The sequence below is a fragment of the Plantibacter sp. AC185 genome (assembly GCF_979258065.1).
Map to the genome: position 1 here is coordinate 4,210,822 of NZ_OZ409831.1, position 19,810 is coordinate 4,230,631.

General features: G+C 68.6%; 13 protein-coding genes and 1 tRNA gene. 3 read left to right on the forward strand and 11 right to left on the reverse strand.

Annotated elements, in window-relative coordinates; genetic code table 11:
• Window positions 1-118: 118 nt before the first annotated feature.
• The 4 genes from rpsA to polA form a co-directional block, all read right to left on the reverse strand.
• Window positions 119-1,576 (reverse strand): 30S ribosomal protein S1, encoded by a 1,458-nt coding sequence (gene rpsA / locus ACZZZB_RS19625; protein WP_056005690.1) that lies wholly within the window; start codon window positions 1,574-1,576, stop codon window positions 119-121.
• Between the two features lie 174 nt (window positions 1,577-1,750).
• Window positions 1,751-2,737 (reverse strand): epimerase, encoded by a 987-nt coding sequence (locus ACZZZB_RS19630; protein WP_137241665.1) that lies wholly within the window; start codon window positions 2,735-2,737, stop codon window positions 1,751-1,753.
• Window positions 2,734-4,410 carry a DUF885 domain-containing protein gene (locus ACZZZB_RS19635; protein WP_463530511.1) on the reverse strand — a complete coding sequence of 559 codons (1,677 nt, stop codon included), beginning with the start codon at window positions 4,408-4,410 and terminating at the stop codon, window positions 2,734-2,736. The genes ACZZZB_RS19630 and ACZZZB_RS19635 overlap by 4 nt, the downstream gene beginning before the upstream one ends.
• Before the next feature lie 55 nt (window positions 4,411-4,465).
• Entirely contained in the window at window positions 4,466-7,126 is a 2,661-nt protein-coding gene (gene polA, locus ACZZZB_RS19640) for a DNA polymerase I (RefSeq protein ID WP_463530512.1), read from the reverse strand.
• Window positions 7,127-7,181: 55 nt separating this feature from the next.
• On the opposite strand from polA, the gene ACZZZB_RS19645 reads away from it, so the two are divergent.
• Window positions 7,182-7,604 (forward strand): hotdog fold thioesterase, encoded by a 423-nt coding sequence (locus ACZZZB_RS19645; RefSeq protein WP_137241667.1) that lies wholly within the window; start codon window positions 7,182-7,184, stop codon window positions 7,602-7,604.
• 74 nt (window positions 7,605-7,678) lie between these two features.
• Here ACZZZB_RS19645 and ACZZZB_RS19650 read toward each other — a convergent pair whose 3' ends face one another.
• On the reverse strand, window positions 7,679-8,284 hold the full coding sequence (locus ACZZZB_RS19650; protein WP_064296913.1) for an ANTAR domain-containing response regulator: 606 nt from the start codon (window positions 8,282-8,284) through the stop codon (window positions 7,679-7,681).
• 54 nt (window positions 8,285-8,338) lie between these two features.
• On the opposite strand from ACZZZB_RS19650, the gene ACZZZB_RS19655 reads away from it, so the two are divergent.
• A tRNA-Leu gene (locus ACZZZB_RS19655) sits at window positions 8,339-8,419 on the forward strand.
• Window positions 8,420-8,642: 223 nt separating this feature from the next.
• The gene (locus tag ACZZZB_RS19660; RefSeq protein ID WP_137241668.1) at window positions 8,643-8,915 is read left to right on the forward strand and encodes a hypothetical protein; all 273 of its coding nucleotides are present in this window, start codon (window positions 8,643-8,645) and stop codon (window positions 8,913-8,915) included.
• Here ACZZZB_RS19660 and ACZZZB_RS19665 read toward each other — a convergent pair whose 3' ends face one another.
• The 6 genes from ACZZZB_RS19665 to lgt all read right to left on the reverse strand — a co-directional run bounded on the left by ACZZZB_RS19665 (window position 8,916) and on the right by lgt (window position 19,746).
• Entirely contained in the window at window positions 8,916-9,578 is a 663-nt protein-coding gene (locus ACZZZB_RS19665; RefSeq protein ID WP_137241669.1) for a histidine phosphatase family protein, read from the reverse strand.
• Window positions 9,579-9,638: 60 nt separating this feature from the next.
• Window positions 9,639-10,979, reverse strand: a complete 1,341-nt coding sequence (locus tag ACZZZB_RS19670) for a CoA transferase (RefSeq protein ID WP_202938421.1) — start codon at window positions 10,977-10,979, stop codon at window positions 9,639-9,641.
• A 114-nt stretch (window positions 10,980-11,093) separates the two neighbouring features.
• A complete protein-coding gene (gene pyk / locus ACZZZB_RS19675) occupies window positions 11,094-12,509 on the reverse strand; it encodes a pyruvate kinase (protein ID WP_079705946.1) in 1,416 nt (471 codons plus the stop codon).
• 92 nt (window positions 12,510-12,601) lie between these two features.
• Window positions 12,602-14,059, reverse strand: a complete 1,458-nt coding sequence (locus ACZZZB_RS19680; protein ID WP_085510898.1) for a glutamate synthase subunit beta — start codon at window positions 14,057-14,059, stop codon at window positions 12,602-12,604.
• The gene (gene gltB / locus ACZZZB_RS19685) at window positions 14,052-18,614 is read right to left on the reverse strand and encodes a glutamate synthase large subunit (protein ID WP_463530513.1); all 4,563 of its coding nucleotides are present in this window, start codon (window positions 18,612-18,614) and stop codon (window positions 14,052-14,054) included. The genes ACZZZB_RS19680 and gltB overlap by 8 nt, the downstream gene beginning before the upstream one ends.
• Window positions 18,615-18,732: 118 nt before the next feature.
• Complete coding sequence (lgt, locus tag ACZZZB_RS19690; RefSeq protein WP_079002517.1) at window positions 18,733-19,746, reverse strand: prolipoprotein diacylglyceryl transferase; 1,014 nt, start codon at window positions 19,744-19,746, stop codon at window positions 18,733-18,735.
• Between the last annotated feature and the right edge of the window lie 64 nt (window positions 19,747-19,810).

Consider the following 19,810-nt stretch of genomic DNA (forward strand, 5'->3'; position numbering starts at 1 on the left):
AGCCAGCGTACCCGCGGAGCGTGCAGCGCCTTCGACGAGCGCCCCTCGCACAACGCAGCAGGGGGCCGCCCGAAGGCGACCCCCTGCTGGACACCGACGCTGGTCGGTGCTGGTGGGACTAGTTGCTCGAGAGCTTCTCGCGGAGGGCCGCGAGGGACTCGTCGTCAGCGAGCGTGCCGCCGCCGGCGGAGTCGCTCGAGAACGAGGAACCGGCCGACGAGGACGCGGTCGAGGAGGAAGCCTGGTTGGCCTCTTCGACGGCTGCGGCAGCGACCTGCTTCTTGTGCGCTTCCCAACGAGCCTGGGCGGCAGCGTAGTCCTGCTCCCACTTCTCGCGCTCGGCGTCGAAGCCTTCCTTCCACTCCTGCGTCTCGGCGTCGAAGCCCTCGGGGTACTTGTAGTTCCCGAGTTCGTCGTACTCCGTGAGCATGCCGTAGAGGGCCGGGTCGAACTCGGTGCCCTCGGGGTCGACACCCTCGTTGGCCTGCTTGAGGCTCAGCGAGATGCGGCGACGCTCGAGGTCGATGTCGATGACCTTGACGAAGACCTCTTCGCCGACCGACACGACCTGCTCGGCGAGCTCGACGTGCTTGCCGGAGAGCTCCGAGATGTGCACGAGGCCCTCGATGCCGTCTGCGACGCGGACGAACGCACCGAACGGGACGAGCTTGGTGACCTTACCTGGTGCAACCTGGCCGATGGCGTGGGTGCGGGCGAAGACCTGCCACGGGTCCTCCTGGGTCGCCTTGAGCGACAGCGAGACGCGCTCGCGGTCCAGGTCGACCTCGAGGATCTCGACGGTGACTTCCTGACCGACCTCGACGACCTCGCTGGCGTGCTCGATGTGCTTCCAGCTGAGCTCGGAGACGTGGACGAGACCGTCGACGCCGCCGAGGTCGACGAACGCGCCGAAGTTGACGATCGAGGAGACGACGCCCTTGCGGACCTGTCCCTTCTGGAGGTTGTTGAGGAAGGTGGTGCGGCTCTCGGACTGCGTCTGCTCGAGGAGCGCACGGCGCGACAGGACCACGTTGTTGCGGTTCTTGTCGAGCTCGAGGATCTTCGCCTCGATCTCCTGGCCGAGGTACGGCGTGAGGTCGCGGACGCGGCGCAGCTCGATGAGCGAAGCCGGGAGGAAGCCACGGAGGCCGATGTCGACGATGAGGCCGCCCTTGACGACCTCGATGACCGAACCGGTGACGACGCCGTCGGATTCCTTGATCTTCTCCACGTCGCCCCAAGCACGCTCGTACTGCGCGCGCTTCTTCGACAGGATCAGACGGCCTTCCTTGTCCTCCTTCTGGAGAACGAGAGCCTCGATCGTGTCGCCGACGTTGACGACCTCGGAGGGGTCGACGTCGTGCTTGATGGAGAGTTCACGCGAGGGGATGACACCCTCGGTCTTGTAGCCGACGTCGAGGAGGACCTCGTCGCGGTCGATCTTCACGACGGTGCCCTCGATGAGGTCGCCGTCGTTGAAGAACTTCAGAGTCTTTTCGACCGCTGCGAGGAAGTCCTCAGCAGATCCGATGTCGTTGATTGCGACCTGCTTGGGGGCGGTCGTTGCGCTTGTCATGTAGTAATTGCTCCAGGTGGACAATGATTCAGGCCGGCCTCGCGCACGGCCCCGGACCCGTGGATGACCACGGACGTTGATCGAAGCGATGCTGTTGTGTGAACCGATCCGGGGATCGGTGTCGCTCTGCGAGACGGGCAGGCGGATAGGACGTCACAATTGTGACAGTCCAGTCTAGCGATTTTCCGGGTGTGCAGGCAAGCCACGGTCGGAGAGGATGTCCCGCAGCGCTGGATCGAGCGTCGGGTGCTCGAACCGGTAGCCCGCCTGCAGCAACCGCTCCGGCATCGCCCAGCGACTCTTCAGGACCAGCTCGCTCTCGGTACGCAGGATGGACATCCCGATCTCCAGCAACCAGCGGGGTGCGGGGAGGCCGACCGGCATCCCGAGCACGTACCGCACGGTCCGCATGAATCCGCGGTTGTCGGTGGGGTTCGGGGACGTCACGTTGACGACGCCGTCGAGTTCGGGATGGCCACGGAGGAACCGGACGATGCCGACGACGTCGTCCAGATGGATCCAGCTGAACCGCTGCCGCCCGCCCGGCGTCCCGAAGCGGTGATCCGTGCCGGCGGCACGACGCGATCGGGAACGGGGCCAGTGACCGTCCAGTTGGGGTCCGCCGAGGCCGAGGCGCGCCAACCACTTGAGCGGGGTGAGTGCTCCGCCGTCGCCCAGGACGATCGCGATGCGGAGGGCGACCCGTCGTGTCCCGGGCAGCTCGTCCGCGAAGAACGCCTGCTCCCAGGCGGTCGCGACGTCGACGGAGAACCCGGAACCGATCTCACCGTCGGCCTCCGTCATCGGGCGGTCGTCGGCATGGCGGTAGATCGTGGCGGTCGACGAATTGATCCAGAGCGGCGGAGGCGCAGCGGCTGCACGCACCGCCCGCGCCAGCTCGGTCGTCGTGTCCACGCGGGACCGAAGGATCTCGGCACGATTCGACGGGGTGTAGCGACAGTTCACGCTCTTCCCGGCGAGGTTGACCAAGAGGTCCGCGCCGTCGACCAGCCGGGCGATGCCCGCGTGGTCACCCCACCGCGCGTCGGCGGCACCGCGCCCGATGACGGAGACGGTGGCGCCGTCGGCCCGGAACGACTCGACCAGACGACGCCCGATGAACCCGGACGCGCCGGCGACGACGATCCGTTCGGCCGTCATCCGAGCATCGCCGACCGCAGCGTGTCGAGCCCGACGCCACCGAGGTCCAGTGCCCGACGGTGGAAGTCTTTGATGTCGAAGGCGTCCCCGGCGCGGCGGGCCGCGTCGTCGCGGAGCTGTTCCCAGATGCGCTGGCCGATCTTGTACGACGGCGCCTGGCCGGGCCAACCGAGGTACCGGTTGACCTCGAACCGGACGAACTCCGGCGACATGTTGACGTTGCGACCCATGAAGTCGAAGGCGTACTCGGCGGTCCAGGTCCCGCTGCCGTCCGGCAGCGGCTTGCCGAGGTGCACACCGATGTCGAGGACGACGCGGGCCGCGCGCATCCGCTGACCGTCGAGCATGCCCAGACGGTCCGCCGGGTCGTCGAGGTATCCGAGCTGCTCCATCAGGCGCTCGGCGTAGAGGGCCCAGCCCTCGGCGTGGCCGGAGGTACCGGCGAGCTGTCGACGCCAGAGGTTGAGCGTGTTCCGGTTGACGACGGCCTGCCCGATCTGCAGGTGATGTCCTGGCACACCCTCGTGGTAGACGGTCGTGAGCTCGCGCCACGTGTCGAACTCGGTGACGCCGGCGGGGACGGACCACCACATGCGGCCAGGGCGTGAGAAGTCGTCCGTCGGGCCGGTGTAGTAGATCCCGCCCTCCTGCGTCGGCGCGATCATGCACTCGAGCGCGCGGATCTCCTGCGGGATGTCGAAGTGCGTGCGCCCCAGCTCCTCGACCGCACGGTCACTCGTCTCCTGCATCCATCGCTGGAGCGCGTCGGTGCCGTGCAGCTTGCGCGCCGGATCCTGTTCGAGGAAGGCGACCGCCTCCTCGACGGACGCGCCGGGGAGGATCTCATTCGCGATCGCCTCCTGCTCCGACACCATGCGCGCCAGCTCCTCGATGCCCCATTCGTAGCTCTCGTCGAGGTCGACCGTCGCGCCGAGGAATCGGCGGGACTGCAGTGCGTAGAGCTCGCGGCCGATGGCGTCCTCCTGGGTCGCAGCAGGCAGCAGTTCGTGCGCGAGGAAGTCCGCCAGACGGTTGTAGGCGACGGCTGCGGCGCCGGCACCCGTCGAGAGTTCGGCGGCGAGGGACGCCGGGAGCTGACCGTCCGCCGGTCCGGCGTTGGCGGCGAAGCCGATGAAGAACCCGTCGTCGGCGCCGGTGCGGAGGACCTGCTCGTACACCTCGGCCACCTGGCGGCGTGCCGGGGTGATCCCCCGGGCGATGCCCTCGCGCAGGGTCTCGATGTACCCGTCGACCGCGTCCGGCAACGCGCCGAGGCGGGTCCGGATGGTGCTCCAGTCCTCGACCGTCGCGGTCGGCATCAGGTCGAAGACGTCGCGCAGCTCCTGCGACGGCGACGCGATCACGTTGAGGTCGCGGTACTGGAGACCGGCCTCCGACGAGGCGAGGTCGAGTTCCAGCTCCGCCGAGAGGTCGGTCTGGGTGACGCGGTCGACAGCGTCGACCGGTGCGGCCGACCGCAGCTCGCGAAGCGTGCGCGATGCCGCTTCGATGTAGGCCTCGTGGCCGGCAGGCGAGTAATCGCCGTACCGCCCGCCGACGTCCGTGCGGCCGATGTAGGTGCCGACCTCCGGTTTCAGCTGGACGAGGGTCTCCACCCAGCTCTCGGCGATGGCGTCGATCGGTGTGCTCTGACGAGGTTCTTCGTGGGACATGACGTCGAGCCTAGTCCGCACCCGCCCGACGCCCGGGTGCGGACCCGCAGGGCGCTCAGTGGGCTGCGGCGTCCCAATCGTGCCCGCGGCCGATCTGGACCTCCAGGGGTACCGACAGCTCGGCGGCACCGGCCATCTGCGCTCGGACGATGCGCTCCAGGGCGTCCCACTCCCCCTCGGCGACCTCGAAGATCAGTTCGTCGTGCACCTGCAGCATCATCTGCGAGCTGAGGGATTCAGAGCGCAGCTCGGACTCGATGCCGATCATGGCGCGTTTCATGATGTCGGCGGCCGAACCCTGGATCGGGGCGTTCAGCGCCTGGCGTTCGGCGTTCTCCCTGACCAGTCGGTTGGGGCTCGAGAGCTCGGGGAAGAGCCTGCGACGACCGAAGATCGTCTCGGTGTAGCCGTCGAGTTTCGCCTGCTCGACGACGTTGCGCAGGTAGTCACGGACCGCACCGAAGCGCTCGAAGTAGTCGACCATGAGCTGCTTCGCCTCAGCGCTCGAGATCCGCAGCTGCTTCGAGAGCCCGAACGCGCTCAGACCGTAGGCGAGTCCGTACGACATCGCCTTGACCTTGTTGCGCATCGCGGGGGTCACGTCCTCGGCGGCGACGCCGAAGATGCGCGCGCCGACGAAGCGGTGGAGATCCTCGCCGGACTTGAACGCCTCGATGAGGCCGGCATCGCCGGAGAGGTGCGCCATGATCCGCATCTCGATCTGCGAGTAGTCGGCGGTCAGCAGGGTCTCGTACCCGGAGCCGGCTTGGAAGGCGGCGCGGATGCGGCGTCCTTCCTCGGTGCGCACGGGGATGTTCTGCAGGTTCGGGTCGGTCGAGGAGATCCGACCGGTGCTGGTCCCGATCTGCACGTACGTCGTGTGGATACGGCCGTCGGGCGTGATCGCCTTGTCGAGCGTCTCGACGATCTGGCGGAGCTTCGTCGCATCACGGTGCTCGAGGAGGAGCCCCAGGAACGGGTGCGGGCTCTTCTCCTGGAGATCGGCCAGGGCGCCGGCGTCCGTCGAGAAGCCCGTCTTGTTGGCGCGTGTCTTCGGCATGGCGAGCTGGTCGAAGAGGACCTCCTGCAGCTGCTTCGGTGATCCGAGGTTGACCTCGCGGCCGATCTGCTCATACGCGTTGCTCGCGAGCTCTGCTGCCCGGTTCCCGAGCTGCTCGGACAGGCCGCTCAGGATGTCGTGGTCGACCGTCACGCCGGTCAGCTCCATGTGGGCCAGCACCTGGAGGACCGGCAGTTCCATGTCGAGCAGTACGCCGAGCGACCCGGCGTCGAGCGCCCTGCGGGTCGCCTCGGCGACCCGGAGGGCGTACCAGGCGGTGCCGCCGGCACCCACGGGGTCGGTCTCGGGGACGAGCTGGTTCGGGTCGGCGACGGGCATCGTCTCGTCGAGATAGCGCGTGATGAGGTCGGCGATGGTCTTGTCGCCGCCGCTCGGACGCAGGAGCCAGCCGGCGACCGCGGTGTCGTAGCCGAGTCCGCCGACCGTCAGGCCGGCGCGCGTGACCGCCTGGAGCTGTGGCTTGGCGTCGTGCATGATCTTCGGGGCGTCGCTCGCCAACCACGCATCGAGCGGGGCGTAGTCGGCTTCGCCGGGACGCCAGGCGAGCGAGACGATCTCCGTGGGCGTCGCGAGGCCGGCTGCGACCGGCAGGCCTCCGTCGAGGTCGAGGTGGAGACCGATCCCGGCGGGATGTGCGGCGACGGCACGGGTGATCCACGCCTCGAGCTCTTCGTCGAGCAGCTCCTTCTGCGGCGGCATGACCACGCCGCCCGCCTGCGGTGCGGACACATCCGTGTTGGCCTCGAGTCCGTCGAGTTTGAGGACCCGATCGAGCAGCGTGCGGAACTCGAGCCGCCCGAAGACGGCCGCCACCGCGTCCGCGTCGATCGGTCGGCGTTCGAGGTCCTTCGGTCCGACAGGCAGTTCGACGTCGGTGAGGAGCCGGTTGAGGCGGCGGTTGCGGACCGCGTTCTCCTTGTGCTCGCGGAGGCTCTCCCCCACCTTGCCGGTGATCTCGTCGGCGCGCTCGAGGATCTGCTCGAGGGAGCCGAACTGGTTGAGCCACTTCACGGCGGTCTTCTCGCCGACCTTCGGGATGCCCGGGAGGTTGTCGCTCGTCTCACCGACGAGCGCCGCGATCTCCGGGTACTGCTCCGGCCGGATGCCGTAGCGCTCGAAGACCTTGGCTCCGTCGTACCGGGTGAGCGCGGAGACGCCCTGGCTCGACGGGTACAGCAGGGTGACGTCGTCGGTGACGAGCTGGATGGTGTCGCGGTCGCCGGAGACGACGAGCACGCGGAAGCCGTCCTCAGCGCCCTGCTTGGCGAGGGTGGCGAGGATGTCGTCGGCCTCGTAGTCCTCTTTGCTGATCGTCGTGATGTTCATCGCCTTGAGCGCTTCTTCGAGCAGCGGCACCTGCCCCTTGAACTCCACCGGGGTCTCACCGCGCGTGCCCTTGTACTCGGGGTACTCGCGGGTGCGGAAGGAACGGCGCGAGATGTCGAACGCCACGGCGATGTGGCTCGGGTTCTCGTTCTTGAGCAGGCTGATCAGCATGGAGATGAAGCCGTGGATGGCGTTCGTGTGCTGACCGTCGCGGGTTTGGAAGCTGTCGACCGGCAGGGCGTAGAACGCCCGGAATGCGAGCGAGTGGCCGTCGACGACGAGGAGGGTAGGCTTTTCTGATTCCGACACGCGCCCAGCCTACAAGCCGGTGCCGACACGGCTCAGGCCCGATCCGAAGGTGGACATGACGAACGAGACCGACGACGCACTCGAGTTCCTGCGGACGAGGGGCAGCGGCGCACTCGCCGCCAAGATGGGCATCGAGTTCACGGAGTTCACGGTGCAGCGATCCGTCGCCACCATGCCCGTCGAGGGCAACACCCAACCCGCGATGCTGCTGCACGGTGGGGCGTACGTCGTGCTCGGCGAGTCCCTCGGCTCGATGGCCGCCAACCTCTTCGCGGGCCCGGGCAAACTCGCGGTCGGCATCGACATCAACGCGACGCACACCAGGTCCGCCACCGAGGGCCTCGTGACGGGTGTCTGCACCCCGATCCACCTCGGTCGCTCGCTCACCGTGCACGAGATCGCCGTCAGCGACGAGCAGGGACGACGGTGCTCCACGATCCGCATCACGAACCTCATCAAGGACGCACCGACCGGCTGACGAGCCCGGCACCGGACACAGCAGAGCGGCCCGCCCCCGAGGGGACGGGCCGCTCTTGCGACGAGGGAGGAGCGCTACTTCTTGGCGCTGAGCTGCTCGATGATGGCCTGCGCGACATCGTGCATGGTGAGGCGACGGTCCATGGAGGCCTTCTGGATCCAGCGGAACGCCTCGGGCTCGGTGAGGCCCATCTTCTCGTTGAGGAGGCCCTTCGCCCGGTCGACGAGCTTGCGGGTCTCGAAGCGCTCGACCATGTCGGCGACCTCGGCCTCGAGGGTGATGATCTGCTGGTAGCGCGAGAGGGCGATCTCGATCGCGGGAAGCAGGTCGTTCGGCGTGAACGGCTTCACGACGTAGGCGAGGGCGCCTGCCTCGCTCGCCCGCTCGACGAGCTCCTTCTGGCTGAAGGCCGTGAGGAGGACCACCGGGGCGATGTGCGCCTTACCGATGCGCTCGGCCGCGGAGATGCCGTCGAGCTGAGGCATCTTGACGTCCATGATCACGAGATCCGGACGGAGTTCCGTCGCGAGGGCGACAGCGGTCTCGCCGTCGCCGGCCTCGCCGACGACCTCGAAACCGTTGTCGCGGAGGATCTCGACGATGTCGAGGCGGATGAGGGATTCGTCCTCAGCGACGACGACGCGCCGTGGGGCTGCGGGAGGGGTCTCTTGCTCGGTCACCCTCAAATCCTACGGTACTCTGATGCAGGTTGCTGTTCGCCGTGCGGCGGACGCGCCGGTGTGGCGGAATGGCAGACGCGGAGCACTCAAAATGCTTTGTCGAAAGACGTGTGGGTTCGAGTCCCACCACCGGTACCGCGATGAGTGAGAAAGCCCTCCGGGCGCACTCAACATGCTTTGTCGAAAGACGTGTGGGTTCGAGTCCCACCACCGGTACTCTCCCCAGCCAGTTCAGGCTCCGACGATTCGTGAATCGCCCTCGATCGTCAAGCCCCTGCGGGAGGTGTCGGCGACGCCGTAGCGTACCGTCGAGAGCACGGCGTACCTCACGTCGTCCGACACGATGGGACCCGACACCATGACCGCAGAGCACACCGACCCGCGCCAGGACGTCCACGACGCCAGCACCGACGACCGGCTCCAGGGCATCCTGGTGCAGGTCGCAGCAGACCGGTCCCTCACCCCGGACCTCGACGTCCGGGCAGCGCTGGCGGACCGTCTCAGCGACCAGGGCATCGACGTCGACGCCGCTGAGCTCGACCGTCTCGTCGGCTCACTGCCGGGTCAGCCCGGCGAAGAGCCCGGACCGTTCCTCACGGACGGCGCGACCTCGGCTGACGGCGCGAACTGATCAGAAGCCGCGCTCGACGGCGGCGGCCGGACCGTCGGCCTCCGTCGTCAGCTCCGGTCCGCCGACGGCGTCGCCCGTCCAGGTGTCGACCCGCCAACCGGTCGTCGTGTCCCCGTCGACGATGATGACGCCCGTGTTCGTGATGGGGTGCGTGCCGATGAAGTGTCCGTCGACGTTCGCCCCGCGCAGCCCGAGCCAGGACCGGAGCATCGCTCCGTGGCTCACGACCACCACGCTCTCCAGTCCGAAGCCCTCGAGCTCCTCGATCACGGCGTCGAAGCGCGCGAACACCTCGTGGCCGTTCTCGCCGCCCGGCATCCGGGTGTCGAGGTCGCCCATCGCCCACGCCACGATGGTGTCGATGTAGACCTGGACGGCCTCGGGCGACCCGAGCATCTCGTTGTCGCCGGCGCTGATCTCCCGGAGTCCGTCACGGACGGTCACGGGAAGCCCACTGACTTCGGCGACGGGTGCGGCGGTCTGTTGCGCCCGCACCGCGGTGGAGGCGTAGACCGCGTCGATCCGCTCCCCCACGAGCGCTTTGGGGAGGGCGGCCGCCTGCGTCTCGCCGAGTTCGGTGAGGACGGCCCCGGGGATCGCGGTGTCGAGCAGGCCGGCGACGTTGGACGAGGTCTGACCGTGTCTGATGAGGATGAGGCGCATACCTCCAGGGTAGGCGAGCGACCGGACGGCGGTCATCTCCCGGTGCGGAGTGTGCCGGGATCAGCTGCGCGGGGTCCACTGCGGTTCGGCGCTCCCCAGGACCGCCGCCGGGGACGCGTGGTCGTCGAAGGCGCTGAGCGCGGGGCGGGCCGTCGTCACCGCACCGTGGGTCACCAGGCACCGCGCTCCCGGGAGATCGGACGGCGGGCGTTCCCCGGATCGTGGCAGTCGCTGGAGCGCCGCACCGACGCGCGCGAGCGACACCGACGACCGGCCGGCATCACCGCCGCCGACGACCGCCGCCACGTCGTCGACGATGGCCGCCGCCAGCAGGTATCCCGCGCTGTGGTCGAGCGCCTGAGCCGGCAGGGCACCCGGGGCGCCGTCCTCCCCTTCGACCAGCGCGATGCCCGTGGCGGCCTGGACCAGGCTGTCGAAACCGCGTCGATCACCCCAGGGCCCCGTCGTCCCCCAGGCGTCGACGGAGCCGGTGACCAGACCGTCGCGACCTCGCAGACCGAGGCGCTCGAGGGCGTGTGGCCGGTATCCCGTCACCAGGATGTCGGCCTCGTCGCTCAGCGTCTGCAGTGTCGCGAGGCCGCGCGGTGTCGACGCGTCGAGGGTCGCCGTCCGCTTCCCCTGGCCGCTGTCGGTGTGCTGCCACGGGATCTCGGGGACCTGCGGTGGATCCACGCGCAGGACGTCCGCGCCGAGGAGCGCGAGGGTCCTCGTGGACACCGGACCGGCGATCACCCGCGTCAGGTCGAGGACGCGGAGGCCGCGCAAGGGGTGTCTCCTCGTCGGCCGCACCCACGAGGCGATCGCCGAGCCGACGGAGCCGCCATGACGCCTGACGAGCGGTCCATCACCGACGGCGGCCTGTGGTGTGGACGACCACTCGGCAGCGCTCCGGACGGCGACGAGGAGTGCGCCGACTCCCGCGGCCTCCGATTCCAAGTCGAGAGCCGAGCGGGAGGCGATCGCCGAGGCGAGCTCTGCGCGGGTGGCCTCGTCGCCGATCCCGAGCATGGCGCTCAGGCGGCGGCGATGGTGCGGGTAGTTCGCGTGCGTGCGCACCCAGCCGTCTGCCGCGGCGAAGAAGCCGGACAGTGGCGCGAACGCGTCCACGGCTGCTCCGTCGATCCGCAACAGGCGGTCGCTCTGGTAGGCCGCGGCGATCCGCTCGAGGTCGAGAGCCGTGTGCAACGGCTCGTACCCGAGGGCGATGCGGAGTCGGTCGGCGGCATCCTCCACGGCGCCGACGGCGACCGCGGCGAGCTCCAGGACGGCGAATCGGGAGGCCAGGAGTCCCGCCGCACCGGTCGCCTCACGGTCGACGCCTCCCGGCTCCAGGCCCACTGCGCTGCGGAGTGTGTCGTCGACGAGGACGGAACGGTTCATGGGGATCAGGCTAGACCCACGGCGTCCGGAATCGCGGTGCCACCGCACCCCCGGCGGACGACGAAGGCCGTGGTCCCCGTACGGGAGGACCACGGCCTTCGCTGCTGTCGACGACTAGAGGACGTCGCCCACCTTGTGGACGCGGATGTCGTTCGTCGTCCCGGGGATGCCGGGAGGGGAACCGGAGATGATGATGACCGGCTCACCGACGGCGGCCTTGCCCGTGGCGACGAGGACCTCGTCCACCTGGGCGACCATCTGGTCGGTGTGCGTCACGCGCTCGACGACGAAGGACTCGACGCCCCAGTTCAGCGCCATCCGACGACGGATGGCCGGGTCGGGCGTGAACGCCAGGATCGGGATCCGGTTGCGGAGACGGGCCATGCGGCGGACCGACTCCCCCGACTCCGTGAAGACGCAGAGGAACTTCGCCTCGACGAAGTCCGCCACCTCGACGGCCGCCAACGTGATCGCTCCGGCCTGGGTGCGCGGCTTCGTGCCGAGCGGCGGAACGCGGTCGAGACCGTGGATCTCGGTCGACTCGACGATCCGGGCCATGGTCTGGACCGTGATCACCGGGTAGGCGCCGACACTCGTCTCGCCACTGAGCATGACCGCGTCAGCACCGTCGAGCACCGCGTTCGCGACGTCGGAGGTCTCCGCGCGGGTCGGGATGGGGCTGGAGATCATCGACTCGAGCATCTGCGTCGCGACGATGACCGGCTTCGCCATGCGACGGGCGAGCTCCACCGCGCGCTTCTGCACGATCGGGACGGCCTCGAGCGGGAGCTCGACACCGAGGTCGCCACGGGCGACCATGATCGCGTCGAACGCCTCGACGATGCTCTCGAGGTTCTCGACGGCCTGCGGCTTCTCGATCTTGGCGATCACGGGGACCTTACGGCCCTCCTCCGCCATGATCTCGTGGACGCGGTCGATGTCGGCCGCGTCGCGCACGAAGGACAGGGCGATGAGGTCGGCGCCGAGACGCAGTCCCCATCGGAGGTCCGCTTCGTCCTTCTCGCTGAGCGCGGGGACGTTGACGGCGACACCGGGGAGGTTGATGCCCTTGTTGTTCGACACGGGGCCGGCGACGATGACGCGAGTGGTCACGACGGTGTCGTCCGCTTCAACGACCTCGACCTTGACCTTGCCGTCGTCGATCAGGAGGAAGTCGCCCGGCTTGACGTCCTGGGGCAGGCCCTTGAACGTGGTCGAGGAGATCTCCTTGGTACCGAGGATGTCCTCGATGGTGATCTTGAAGATGTCGCCGACGGCGAGGTCGTACGGGCCGCCCTCGAACTTGCCGAGGCGGATCTTCGGGCCCTGCAGGTCGACCAGGACGGCGACGGCACGGCCGGAGTCCTCGGTGGCCTTGCGCACGTTGGCGTAGATGGCCTCGTGCACGTCGTAGCTGCCGTGGCTCAGGTTCATCCGGGTGACATCGACCCCCGCATCGATGATGGCCCGGATGTTCTCATAGCTGGAGACTGCAGGCCCCAGCGTTGCGACGATCTTGGCTCGTCTCATGTGTGTGTGTTCTCCATGGTTTCTGCGCACGAGGCGCTTCGGTACTCACTGCTCGGCATGATGCGTCCGACGCTTGTCGTCCGCCTGAAAGCCTAGAGGGAGATGGGCTGGTCCGTGGGACGGACCGGGAAGGGAAGCTGGGTCTCGCCCTCGAGGTACTGGTCGACGGCCGACGCCGCAGCGCGGCCCTCGGCGATCGCCCAGACGATGAGCGACTGGCCACGGCCGGCGTCGCCGGCGACGAACACGCCGGGCTGGTTGGTCTGGTAGTCGTGCTCCCGTGCCACGTTGCCGCGCCCCGTGAAGGGAAGCTGGAACTGCGACTCGAGGGTCTCGCCCTCCGGGCCCGTGAATCCGAGCGCGAGGAGGACGAGGTCGGCCGGGATCTCCCGTTCGGTGCCGCTCTTCGGCACGCGACGGCCGTCGACGAACTCCGTCTCGGCCACGCGGATCGCCCGCACCTCGCCGGCCTCGTTGGAGAGGAACTCGACGGTCGACACCAGGTACTCGCGGTTGCCGCCCTCTTCGTGCGCACTCGCGACCTCGAAGAGCGTCGGCATCATGGGCCACGGCTGGTGCTCGGGCCGCTCCCCCGCCGGCTGCGTGCCGATGGCGAGGTTCGTGACGGAGGCGGCACCCTGACGGTGCGCCGTGCCGATGCAGTCGGCACCGGTGTCGCCGCCGCCGAGGACCACCACGTGCTTGTCTTCCGCCGTGATCTGGTCGGAGACCGTGTCGCCGGCGCCGACGCGGTTCGCCTGCACGAGGTACTCCATCGCGAAGTGGACCCCGGAGAAGTCACGACCGGGGATCGGGAGGTCGCGCGGCACCATGGCACCGGTGGCGATGACGACGGCGTCGTAGCGGGCGCGGAGCTCGTCCCAGCTGATGTCGACCCCGATGTTCACGCCGGCGCGGAACCGGGTGCCCTCGTCCTGCATCTGCTTCAGCCGGATGTCGAGGTGCTTCTTCTCCATCTTGAAGTCGGGGATGCCGTAGCGCAGCAGGCCGCCGATGCGGTCGTCGCGCTCGTAGACCGCGACCGTGTGGCCGGCACGCGTCAGCTGCTGGGCTGCGGCGAGGCCGGCCGGCCCGGAGCCGACGACGGCGACCGTCTTGCCGGTCAGCCGCTCCGGCGGGTGGGACTCGACCCATCCGTTGGCGAACGCCTGATCGATGATCGAGACCTCGACCTGCTTGATGGTCACGGCGGGCTGGTTGATGCCCAGCACGCACGAACTCTCGCACGGCGCCGGGCAGAGACGACCCGTGAATTCCGGGAAGTTGTTCGTGGCGTGCAGCCGCTCGATGGCCGAGCGTCCCTCGCCTCGCCACATCAGGTCGTTCCACTCCGGGATCAGGTTGCCCAGCGGGCAGCCCTGATGGCAGAACGGGATGCCGCAGTCCATGCAGCGACCAGCCTGCTTGCGGACGGTCGCGGGGTCGCTCTGCTCGTAGACCTCTTTCCAGTCCATGATGCGCACCGGCACGGGCCGGCGCTTCGGGAGCTCGCGCTCCGGTACCTTCAGGAATCCCTTGGGATCAGCCACCGGTCACCTCCAGGATTCGGTTCCATACGATGTCGCCGTCGGGGTCGAGCCCCTCGTCGAGTGCGGTCTGTCGGGTCGCCAGGACTGCCGCGTAGTCACGCGGGAGGACCTTGACGAACCGGGCGAGTGAGTCTTCGATGTCGGCGAGCAGCCGGCCGGCCAGCGGAGAACCGGTCTCCACGACGTGCCGCTCGAGGAGGTCGCGGACGATCTCGGCGTCGGCACTGTCGAGTTCGGACAGGGTGAGCTCCCCCGATGCGAGGGAGTCGCGGTTGACCTGGTCGCGTTCGAGGTCGAACACGTAGGCCGTGCCGCCGGACATGCCCGCGCCGAGGTTCCGGCCGGTCTGACCCAGGATGACGGCGAGACCACCCGTCATGTACTCGAGCGCGTGGTCACCGACGCCTTCGACGACCGCCGTGGCGCCGGAGTTGCGCACCAGGAACCGCTCGCCGACGATCCCGCTCAGGAACATGGTGCCCTGGGTCGCGCCGTAGCCGATGACGTTGCCGGCGATCACGTTCTCCTCGGGCGCGAAGGCTGCGCGCTCGGATGGCCGGACGACGATCTGTCCACCGGACAGGCCCTTGCCGACGTAGTCGTTCGAGTCGCCGATGAGCCGCAGGGCGATGCCGCCGGGGAGGAACGCACCGAAGGACTGCCCGGCCGAGCCGCGCAGGGTGATGTCGATGCTCCCTGCCGGGAGCCCGTTCTCGCCGTGTCGTCTGGTGACCTCGTGGCCGAGCATGGTGCCGACCGCCCGCTCCGTGTTGCGGATGGGCAGGTCGACCGAGAAGTGGCCGCCGTGTTCGAGCACGTTCGAGGCGGCCGTGATGAGCTGCTGGTCGAAGTGCTTCTCGAGCTCGTGCTCCTGCGGCCGGCGGTTGATCCGCGGCTCGTCGTCGGCGAAGACGGGACCCACGAGGACCGGGGCCAGGTCGAGCCCGGACGCCTTCCAATGGTCGATCGCCCGGTCGGCGTCGATCAGTTCGTTGTGGCCGATCGCCTCCTCGAGCGTCCGGAACCCGAGCTCGGCGAGGTACTCGCGCACCTCCTGGGCGATGAACTCGAAGAAGTTCACGACGAACTCCGGCTTGCCGGTGAACCGCTCGCGCAGCACCGGGTTCTGCGTCGCGACGCCGACCGGGCAGGTGTCGAGGTGGCACACGCGCATCATGACGCACCCGGAGACGACGAGCGGTGCCGTCGCGAAGCCGAACTCCTCGGCGCCGAGGAGGGCGCCGATGACGACGTCGCGTCCGGTCTTCATCTGACCGTCGACCTGCACCACGACGCGGTCGCGCATGTTGTTGAGCATGAGGGTCTGCTGCGTCTCAGCGAGGCCCAGCTCCCACGGTGTGCCCGCGTGCTTCAGGGAGTTCAACGGGCTCGCGCCGGTTCCGCCGTCGTGACCGGAGACGAGGATGACGTCCGAGAGCGCCTTCGCGACGCCCGCGGCCACCGCACCGATGCCGGACTGGCTCACCAGCTTGGTGTGGATCCGGGCTTTCGGGTTCGCGCGCTTCAGGTCGAAGATGAGCTGCTTGAGGTCTTCGATGGAGTAGATGTCGTGGTGCGGCGGCGGCGAGATCAGCCCGACGCCCGCCGTGGCGTGCCGCGTCCGCGCCACCCACGGGTAGACCTTCGTCGGCGGCAACTGCCCGCCCTCACCGGGCTTCGCGCCCTGGGCGAGCTTGATCTGGATGTCGTCGGCGTGCGTGAGGTACATGCTCGTCACGCCGAACCGGCCGGAGGCGACCTGCTTGATCGCGCTGCGGCGCGTCGGGTCGAGGAGACGGTCGACGTCCTCGCCGCCCTCACCCGTGTTCGACTTGGCACCGATGCTGTTCATCGCGATCGCCAGCGTCTCGTGCGCCTCGCGCGAGATGGAACCGTAGCTCATCGCGCCGGTCGAGAACCGCTTCACGATCGACGCGACCGACTCGACCTCGTCGAGCGGGACGGGTGGGCGGGCACCGGCGCGGAGCGTGAACATCCCGCGGAGCGTCATGAGCTGCGCCGCCTGGGAGTCGACCATGTGGGTGTACTCGCGGAAGATGTCGTACCGGCGCGTCTTGGTCGCGTGTTGGAGCTTGAAGACCGTCTCCGGGTTGAAGAGGTGCGGCGAACCGTCGCGACGCCACTGGTACTCGCCGCCGGACTGCAGGCGCTCGTGGGCCGTCGATGCGGCGTCCTCGGGGTAGGCGTACCGGTGACGCTTCGCGTTCTCCTCGGCGATCACCTCGATGCCGACACCGCCGAGCTTCGTCTCCGTACCGGTGAAGTAGCTGTCGACGAGCTGCTGGCTCAGGCCGACGGCCTCGAAGGCCTGTGCTCCGGCGTAGGAGGACACCGTGGAGATGCCCATCTTCGACATGATCTTGAGCACGCCCTTGCCGAGCGCCTTGATGACGTTCTTGACGGCCTGCTCGCGGGTGACGCCCTGGATGAGGCCGCTGCGAACGAGGTCCTCGCAGCTCTCCATGGCCAGGTACGGGTTGATCGCGGAGGCGCCGTAGCCGATGAGCAGCGCGACGTGGTGAACCTCGCGCACGTCGCCGGCCTCGACGACGAGCCCGACCTTCATCCGGTTCTCGGCGCGGATGAGGTGGTGGTGCACGGCGGCGAGCGAGAGCAGCGACGGGATCGGCGCGAGGTCGGAGTTCGAGTCACGGTCGCTCAGGACGATGAACTCCGAGCCGGCGAGGATCGCCTGGTCGACCTCGTCACACATCTCGCGCAGGCGCGTCTCGAGTCCGGCCGAGCCGTCCTCGACGCGGTAGAGCGCCTTGACGGTCGTCGTCAGCGGGCTCGCCGGGTTCGGGTCGATGTGCTGGATCTTGGCGAGCTCGTCGTTGTCGATGACCGGGAAGTCGAGGACGACCTGCTTGGCGTGCTCGGGGCCCCACGAGAGGAGGTTGCGCTCCGGGCCGAGCCCGAGCTTCAGCGAGGTGACGACCTCCTCGCGGATCGAGTCGAGCGGCGGGTTGGTGACCTGGGCGAACTGCTGCACGAAGTAGTCGAACAGGAGCCGAGGGCGGTCGGAGAGCACTGCGATCGGGGTGTCCGACCCCATCGCGCCGAGCGGCTCCGCACCGTTCTGGCCCATGGGCTGCAGGAGGATGCGCACCTCCTCTTCGGTGTACCCGAAGGTCCGCTGGCGGCGGGTGACGGATGCCGGCGTGTGCACGATGTGCTCGCGCTCCGGCAGGTCGCTCAGGTTGATGCGTCCGGCGTCGAGCCAGTCGCCCCAGGGTGCCGATGCCGAGAGCTCGTCCTTGATCTCGTCGTCCTCGATGATCCGCCCGGCCTCGGTGTCGACGAGGAACATCTTCCCGGGGCGCAGACGGCCCTTGCGCTTGACCCGGCTCGGGTCGACGTCGAGGACGCCGATCTCGCTGCCCAGGACGACGAGACCGTCGGTCGTCTCCAGCCAGCGACCGGGACGCAGGCCGTTCCGGTCCAGGGTCGCGCCGACGAGTGAGCCGTCCGTGAAGGTGAGGGCGGCCGGACCGTCCCACGGCTCCATCTGCATGGAGTTGAACTCGTAGAAGTCGCGTCGCTCCTGCGACAGCCCGGTCTGCTTCTCCCAGGCCTCGGGCACCATCATCATCATGGCGTGCGGGAGGGACCGTCCGGTCAGCGTCAGCAGCTCGAGGACCTCGTCGAACGAGGCGGAGTCGCTCGCTCCGGGCGTGATGATGGGGAGCAGGGGGCGGATGTCGCCGATGAGCTCGGACTCGAGCTGCGACTGCCGCGCGCGCATCCAGTTGCGGTTGCCCTCGACGGTGTTGATCTCGCCGTTGTGCGCCATCATGCGCAGCGGTTGGGCGAGCGGCCAGGACGGGAACGTGTTGGTGGAGTACCGCGAGTGGACGATGGCGAGCTTGGTCGCGAACCGCTCGTCGGACAGGTCGGGGTAGAACGGTTCGAGCTGGAGCGTCGTGACCATGCCCTTGTAGACGAGCGTGCGGCTCGACAGGGAGATGAAGTATGCCCCGAGCTCGCGCTCCGCCCGCTTCCGGAGTCGGAAGGCGAGTCGGTCGAGGGCGATCCCGGTCGGCGTCGACGCGCCGGACCCGGTGACGAACAGTTGCTCGAACGCCGGCATGGCCGCACGGGCGAGCTTCCCGAGCTCGTCGGGGTCGACCGGCACCTCACGCCAGCCGAGGACGGTGAGTTCCTCCTCGGCGGCGATCGCGGCGATGCGCGTCTGGAGCTGTGCGCGCTCGGAGGCGTCGGTGGGCAGGAAGGCGATGCCCACGGCGTACGAACCGAGCGGCGGCAGGTCGAATCCGGCGACGCCGCGGAGGAAGGCGTCGGGCATCTGGGTGAGGATGCCCGCGCCGTCGCCGGTCCCGGCGTCGGAACCGATCGCGCCGCGGTGCTCCAGGTTGCGGAGCGAACCGAGGGCCGCGTCGATGATGCTGTGCGAGGCCTCGCCCGTCAGGGTCGCGACCATCGCCAGGCCACAGGCGTCCTTCTCGTTCGCCGGGTCGTACATGCCCTGCTTGGGCGGAACCGAGCTGAACGAAGCGTACGGTGCATGCGCCATGGAATTACCGTCCTCACGAAAGGGGATCAGAAGGGGGACGTCGCTGGCCCTGGGACGAAACGGGTGGTGGATCCCCTGCTGAGCCGGGATCCACCGGGCCGACGAGGGTGCGTTCAGCCTAGGAGCGAGAGCCGGTCTTGCTTGTGGCGACCGTGGCTTCGGACGACGGAGTGGATGACGCAGTGCGGTCTGATCCGTCGGCATCGTCGTCGGCGGAGGCACTGCGCAGCCCCAGGTTCTCCGCGTCGGTGTCGTAGTAGTCTACCGCAGCCTTCGGATCGGCCCAGGAACGGCCGGGGACGTACGGCGACGGCTCGGCACCCGTGTGGCGACGCGACTGGATGACGATGATCGCGAGTCCGACGACGATCGCGAGGATCGCGGCCCAGACATTGGCGCGGATGCCGAAGAGGTACTCGCTCGGGTCGATCCGGATGGTCTCCCAGACCGTGCGACCGGCGCCGTACCAGATGAGGTAGACACCGAACAGGCGGCCCCACTGCGGGTTGAAGCGGTGTCCGATCCAGAGGATGACGGCCACCCCCAGCAGGTTCCAGATGATCTCGTACAGGAACGTGGGGTGGAACAGCGTGCCGGCGGGCAGACCGATCGGGAACGCTGGGTTGCTGGCCTCGATCTCGAGGCCCCAGGGCAGGTCCGTGGGGAGCCCGTAGAGCTCGTGGTTGAAGTAGTTGCCGAGGCGACCGAACGCCTGGGCGAGCAGCAGGCCGGGCGCGAGGGCGTCGGCGAAGGTCCAGAACCGGATCCCCGTCATGCGGCAGCCGATGTAGGCGCCGACCGCTCCGCCGATGAGCGAACCGAAGATCGCGATGCCGCCCTCCCAGATGTAGAGCGTCCGCAGGAGGTCGGCACCCGGGTAGAAGTAGTCGCCGGGGTGGGTCAGGACGTGGAAGATCCGCGCACCGATGATCCCCAAGGGGATGGCCCACAGGATGATGTCGAGCACGATGCCCGGCTCGGCACCGCGCTTCGTCAGCCGCCGGGAGGTGAGGATGGTGGCGGCGATGATCCCGGCGATGATGCAGAGCGCGTACATGTGCACCGTGAACGGGCCCACGCTGAAGGTCGCGATGTCCGGGTTCGGGCTCGGGATGCTGAGGGGTGCAATCACTGCAGTGGTCGCCTTTCGTTACGAACTCTGATCGAGTGTACGGCTTTCAGCATCGCGGACGTGG

Bases quoted from the DNA above. Each gene is read 5' to 3' on its own strand.
- rpsA (WP_056005690.1), bottom strand. From the start codon at position 1,576: ATGACAAGCGCAACGACCGCCCCCAAGCAGGTCGCAATCAACGACATC.
- ACZZZB_RS19630 (WP_137241665.1), bottom strand. From the start codon at position 2,737: ATGACGGCCGAACGGATCGTCGTCGCCGGCGCGTCCGGGTTCATCGGG.
- ACZZZB_RS19635 (WP_463530511.1), bottom strand. From the start codon at position 4,410: ATGTCCCACGAAGAACCTCGTCAGAGCACACCGATCGACGCCATCGCC.
- ACZZZB_RS19645 (WP_137241667.1), top strand. From the start codon at position 7,182: ATGACGAACGAGACCGACGACGCACTCGAGTTCCTGCGGACGAGGGGC.
- ACZZZB_RS19660 (WP_137241668.1), top strand. From the start codon at position 8,643: ATGACCGCAGAGCACACCGACCCGCGCCAGGACGTCCACGACGCCAGC.
- ACZZZB_RS19665 (WP_137241669.1), bottom strand. From the start codon at position 9,578: ATGCGCCTCATCCTCATCAGACACGGTCAGACCTCGTCCAACGTCGCC.
- ACZZZB_RS19670 (WP_202938421.1), bottom strand. From the start codon at position 10,979: ATGAACCGTTCCGTCCTCGTCGACGACACACTCCGCAGCGCAGTGGGC.
- pyk (WP_079705946.1), bottom strand. From the start codon at position 12,509: ATGAGACGAGCCAAGATCGTCGCAACGCTGGGGCCTGCAGTCTCCAGC.
- gltB (WP_463530513.1), bottom strand. From the start codon at position 18,614: ATGGCGCATGCACCGTACGCTTCGTTCAGCTCGGTTCCGCCCAAGCAG.